The organism is Streptomyces sp. 8P21H-1 (genome assembly GCF_013302945.1).
Window position 1 is genome coordinate 1 of the sequence record NZ_JABTYA010000318.1, and the last position, 767, is coordinate 767.

1 protein-coding gene is annotated in these 767 nt (G+C 76.3%); it reads left to right on the top strand.

Features of this window, described 5'->3' with window-relative positions:
* On the top strand, positions 1–767 hold a 767-nt coding region (locus HO151_RS06645), incomplete at both ends, for a polyketide synthase (protein ID WP_173895158.1).

A 767-nucleotide genomic window follows, 5' to 3' on the forward strand; every position in this document is an offset into this window, starting at 1 on the left:
CCGCGGACGACGACCCGGTCGTCGTGGTCGGCATGGGCTGCCGCTTCCCCGGCGGCGTCGAGTCGCCCGAGGACCTCTGGCGCCTCCTCGCGGAGGGCCGCGACGCGGTCTCCGGCTTCCCCGCCGACCGCGGCTGGGACCTGGAGGCCCTCGCCCGCGGCGGCTCCGCCACCCTGGAGGGCGGCTTCCTCGACGGCGCCGGACTCTTCGACGCCTCCTTCTTCGGCATCTCCCCGCGCGAGGCCCTGGCGATGGACCCGCAGCAGCGGCTCCTCCTGGAGACCTCCTGGGAGGCCCTGGAGCGGGCCGGCATCGACCCGCAGGGGCTGCGCTCCAGCGCCACCGGCGTGTTCGTCGGCACCAACGGCCAGGACTACGCCACCATGCTGCGCCGCGGCACCACCGACGTGCAGGGCCACGCGGCCACCGGCACCACCGCCAGCGTGATGTCCGGCCGTCTGTCGTACACCCTGGGTCTTGAGGGCCCGGCCGTCACCGTCGACACCGCCTGCTCCTCCGCCCTGGTCGCCCTGCACATGGGCGCGGGCGCGCTGCGCTCCGGCGAGTGCTCCCTGGTCCTCGCGGGCGGCGTCTCGGTGATGTCCAGCCCCGACGCCTTCGTGGAGTTCACCGCGCAGGGCGGCCTGGCGGGCGACGGCCGCTGCAAGGCGTTCGCCGACTCCGCCGACGGCACCGCCTGGGGCGAGGGCGCCGGCGTCCTGGTCCTGGAGCGCCTCTCCGACGCCCGCCGCAACGGCCACCCCGTC